The 4,631-nt window shown below is 71.2% G+C and carries 4 protein-coding genes; 2 read left to right on the forward strand and 2 right to left on the reverse strand.

The features are described from left to right. Positions 1–27: 27 nt before the first annotated feature. On the reverse strand, positions 28–1,020 hold the full coding sequence (locus ACYVE9_RS08190) for a glycosyltransferase family 2 protein (protein WP_461027079.1): 993 nt from the start codon (positions 1,018–1,020) through the stop codon (positions 28–30). Positions 1,021–1,182: 162 nt separating this feature from the next. Between ACYVE9_RS08190 and ACYVE9_RS08195 the strand changes: the two genes are divergently transcribed. Further along, positions 1,183–2,631 (forward strand): LCP family protein, encoded by a 1,449-nt coding sequence (locus ACYVE9_RS08195; RefSeq protein ID WP_461027072.1) that lies wholly within the window; start codon positions 1,183–1,185, stop codon positions 2,629–2,631. Positions 2,632–2,643: 12 nt separating this feature from the next. Here the strand turns inward: ACYVE9_RS08195 and ACYVE9_RS08200 are convergent, their stop codons facing one another. Further along, the gene (locus ACYVE9_RS08200; RefSeq protein WP_461027073.1) at positions 2,644–3,195 is read right to left on the reverse strand and encodes an acyl-CoA thioesterase; all 552 of its coding nucleotides are present in this window, start codon (positions 3,193–3,195) and stop codon (positions 2,644–2,646) included. Positions 3,196–3,301: 106 nt separating this feature from the next. Between ACYVE9_RS08200 and ACYVE9_RS08205 the strand changes: the two genes are divergently transcribed. After that, on the forward strand, positions 3,302–4,585 hold the full coding sequence (locus tag ACYVE9_RS08205; RefSeq protein WP_461027074.1) for an LCP family protein: 1,284 nt from the start codon (positions 3,302–3,304) through the stop codon (positions 4,583–4,585). Positions 4,586–4,631: the final 46 nt, after the last annotated feature.

Raw genomic sequence — 4,631 nt, forward strand, 5'->3', positions numbered from 1 at the left:
TGCGGTGACGGCGCCTGCGAGGGGCTCTCAGCCGGCGACCGGCTCGCGGCGGCTGGCGATGACCTTCCGGGCCAGCTTGCGCGGGCTGGTCAGGTATCCCCAGCCCCAGGACATGTGCATGGTGGCCAGCGCGACGGGGATGCGTGCCCGGGCGGCCGGCGGCAGCCCGCGGCCGGCGGGCAGCGAGCCCAGCGTGATGGCGGCGAGGTAACCGCCGGGCACCACCAGGGTCCAGGGGGTGAGCACCGCGCCGACCAGACCGGCGCCGATGGCGAGCAGCGCGGCGGGCGGCGCGAGGTAGCGCGGGTTGATCGAACCGGCGTGGTAGCGGGCGACCACGTGCCGCCAACGCCCGTAGTTGCGGTACTGCTTGGCCAGCGCGGCCACGCTCGGACGGGGCCGGTAGGAGACCAGCAGCTCGGGCGAGAACCAGATCCGGCCGCCCGCGGAGCGGATGCGGTAGTTCAGCTCCCAGTCCTGGGCGCGGATGAACTCCTCGTTGTATCCGCCCTGTTGCTCCAGCACCTCACGGCGGAAGACCCCGAGGTAGACGGTCTCCGCCTCGCCGGCCGAACCACCGGTGTGGAAGGCCGCGTTGCCGACACCGATCCGGGAGGTCATGGCGGCGGCGACGGCCCGTTCCCAGTCGTTCTCGCCCTCGGCGTGCATGATGCCGCCGACGTTGGCAGCGTCCGTCTCGCGCAGCAGGCGGACGGCGGTGGTGATGTAGCCGGGCGAGAGCATGCCGTGGCCGTCCACCCGCACCACCACCGGGTGCCGGGACGCGCTGATCGCCGCGTTCAGACCGGCGGGTGTGCGTCCGGTGGGGTTGGGCACCGTCTGCACCCGGCGGGTGCCGCCGGCCGTCTCGGCGACCAGCTCGGCGGCGATCCGGTCGGTGTCGTCCGTGGACGGGCCGAGGGCGATCACCACTTCCAGTTCGCCCGCGTAGTCCTGCTCCAGGATGTGCCGGACGGAGGTGCGCAGGTAGCGCTCCTCGTTGAGTACCGGCATGATCACCGAAACGGCGGGAACGCTGTCGAGCGGCTCTGCTGCTGAGGTCACCCGGAAACGTTACCGCGAACGGGGGAAGCCTCCGCACGGCACCGAGGGCGGCTGATCGTATGGACCTATTGTGACAGGAAAATCCGGTATCACCCCTTCTGTCGCAGAGGTGTTGTCTTGCCCTCACCATCCCGGCCCGGCCCGCCCATCCGCCGCTCCCCCCGCTGGGGCCTGCGCGTCTCGGCCCTGACCGCCGGTGTGGTGCTGGCCGTCAGCGGCTTCGGGCACACCATGATGGACGGCGTCGGGGCGCGCATCGACCGGGTGGACCCCTTCAAGGACCTCGCCGACCGGCCCGACGCGGGCAAGGGCCGCAACTTCCTCGTGGTCGGGGTCGACAACCGGGACGACATCACGGACGAGGACAAGCGGGCGTACCACCTCGGCGGCGACCCGTGCCGCTGCACGGACACCATGATGCTCGTCCACCTGTCGGAGAACGCCGACCGGGCGAGCGTCGTCAGCCTGCCCAGGGACTCCCGCACCACGCTGCCGGCGCACGTCGACGAGAGCGGCGAGCGGCACGCCGCCAGCACGCAGAAACTCAACGCCGCCTACTCCCACGGCGGACCGGAACTCACCGTGCGCACCGTCGAGAAGATGACCGGCGTGCACGTCCACCACTACCTGGAGGTGGACTTCACCAGCTTCATGCGCACCGTGGACGCGCTCGGCGGGGTGCAGGTCTGCACGGTCCGGCCGCTCAAGGACAGCTACTCGGGACTGGACCTGCCCGTCGGTACCACCCGGCTCAACGGCGGCGAGGCCCTCCAGTACGTCCGCGCCCGCTACGTCGACGGCGCCGCCGACCTGGGCCGCATGCAGCGCCAGCAGCGCTTCGTCGCCTCCGTCATCGACCGCGCGACCAGCAGCGGAGTGCTGATGAACCCGGTGCGCCTCCAGCAGGTCGCCTCGGCGGTGCTCAGCTCGGTGCGCGCCGACCACGGCTTCGGCACCGAGGAGATGCTGGCCCTGGGGCAGGCCATGCGCGGCTTCTCCCCCTCCTCCTCGGAGTTCACCACCGTGCCCATCGGCAAGGCCGGGCACAACGTGCCCGGCGTCGGGGAAACGGTGGTGTGGCACCCGGAGAAGTCCGAGCGCCTGTTCGCCGCACTGCGGGAGGACCGGCCCCTCACCCCGGAGCGCCGCGAGCCGTCCGCCGAGCCGAAGCGCAAGGCGACCGGGGTGGAGGTGGCACCCCGGAACATCCGGGTCCAGGTCGACAACGGCACCGGCACACCGGGCCTGGGCCACCGGGCCGACGAGCAGCTGCGCGCCACCGGCTTCGACACCACCGGCATTCCCGGCAACGCCCCGGAGCAGGACGTCGAGAAGACGGTGATCACCCACGACCCGGGCTGGGACAGGTCGGCGCGTTCCCTCTCGGTGGCGCTCGACGGCGCCGAGCTGCGGGAGGTGGAGGGCCAGGGGCCGCTGATGAAGGTGACGCTGGGCAAGGACTTCCGCAAGGTCAAGCCGGTGCGGGAGGCCGCACCGGAACCCGACCCGTCGGCCCTGATCGGCGGCGTTCCGGCCGTCAGGGGCGACGACGTCACCTGCACCTGACACGCCGGGCGGTCAGTCCGCGAGGCCCTCCGCGATGCGCCGGTCCCGCAGCTCCTTGATGGCCCGCCGCCTGGCCAGCCGGTGGGTGCGCCGGATCTGGGCCTCCTGGTAGCGCCGCCGGTCCCGCTCGGTCTCCGGAACCACCGGCGGCACCGCTCGGGGCTTGCCCTCACTGTCGACGGCGGCGAAGACGAGATAGGCGGTGCCGACCTGGGTCGCGGGCGTCGACTCGTTCCACCGCTCGGCCAGTACCCGCACCCCGACCTCCATGGACGTCCGGCCGGTCCAGTTGACCTGCGCCTTCACGTGGACGAGGTCACCGACCCGGACGGGCTCCAGAAAGACCATCTCGTCCATGGAGGCGGTGACGGCCGGGCCGCCGGAGTGCCGGCCGGCGACGGCGCCGGCCGCGTCGTCCACCAGCTTCATGATCACCCCGCCGTGCACGGTGCCGAGGAGGTTGGTGTCGCTGTGCGTCATGATGTGACTCAGCGTGGTGCGTGAGGCCGCGGTGGGCTTGCCCGGGAGATCACTTTCCTGGGCGGGCGTGACAAGGTCGGTCATAGCTCCACCCTAAGCGGGCCCGATTTGCATCAGCTCTGCAACAGCACCGCCCCGATCTGTCGCCTTCGCTGTGTACGGAGCCTCCCCAGCAGGCACACTTCCGTTCATGACTGACTGGCCCGAGGGATGGTCCGGCGACCGCGGCAGCGGTGAGCGCCGAGGCGGCAACCGCTATGGACAGGGTGCCGGAGCTCCGCGCCCGGAGAGTGCCCGGGTCATGCGGACCGTGCGCTCCGGGGAGGCGTCCGTCCCCCCGCAGTCGCGCGGCGGCTACGGCCAGGGCGGCTACGACGCCGGCCCCGGCGGCCACGACGGCGGGTACGGGCCGGGCCAGGGCGGCTACAACACCGGCCAGGTCTACGGCGGCGGGGGCCGCCGCGGCGGGTCACCGGCCGGCGGTCCGCCGAACTGGGGACGCCGCATCAAGGTCGGCGCGATCACGCTGGTCCTCGTGCTGCTCGTCACCACCATCGGCACCTACTTCTGGGCCGACTCCAAGATGCGCCGCGAGGTGGACCTCAGCAAGGTCGAGGACCGTCCCGGGGGCGGTGAGGGGACCAACTACCTCATCGTCGGCTCGGACAGCCGCGAGGGGCTCAGCGCCGAGGACCAGAAGCGGCTGCGCACCGGTTCGACCGACGGCAAGCGCACCGACTCGATGATGCTGCTGCACGTCGGCAGCAACGGCAACTCCATGATCAGCCTGCCGCGGGACTCCTGGGTGACGATCCCCGAGTTCACCGGCTCCTCGTCCGGCAAGCGCATCCCCGCCCAGCAGCAGAAGCTGAACGCCGCGTTCTCCATCGAGGGGCCGGAGCTGCTCGTGCGGACGGTGGAGTTCAACACCGGCCTGAAGATCGACCACTACGCGGAGATCGGCTTCGGCGGCTTCGCCAACCTGGTCGACGCGCTCGGCGGTGTCGAGATGTGCTTCGACAAGGCGGTCAAGGACAAGAACTCCGGCGCGGACTTCGCCAAGGGCTGCCACGACCTGGACGGCGCCCAGTCGCTGGCCTTCGTCCGCAACCGCTACAACGCCGAGGGCGGTGACCTGGGCCGGACGAAGAACCAGCAGAAGTTCCTCGCCGCGCTCGCCAACGAGAGCGCCACCCCCGCGACCGTGCTGAACCCGTTCAAGCTCTACCCGACGATCGGCGCCGGCCTGGACTCGCTCATCGTCGACGAGGACATGAGCCTGTTCGACCTGATGTCGATGTTCTGGGCGATGAAGGGCCTCTCCGGCGGCGACGGCGTGCAGATGAACATGCCGGTCTCCGGCCCGTTCGTCGCACCGGGCGGCCAGAGCGCCCTGAAGTGGGACATGCCCAAGGTGAAGCAGCTGATGAACGAGCTGAAGAACGACGAGAAGGTCACCGTCGAACCGAACTGACCACGGGTCACGCACGCGGCCCCGCCGCTCCCGGCACCGGGAGCGG

The sequence above is a fragment of the Streptomyces sparsus genome, from assembly GCF_054776295.1.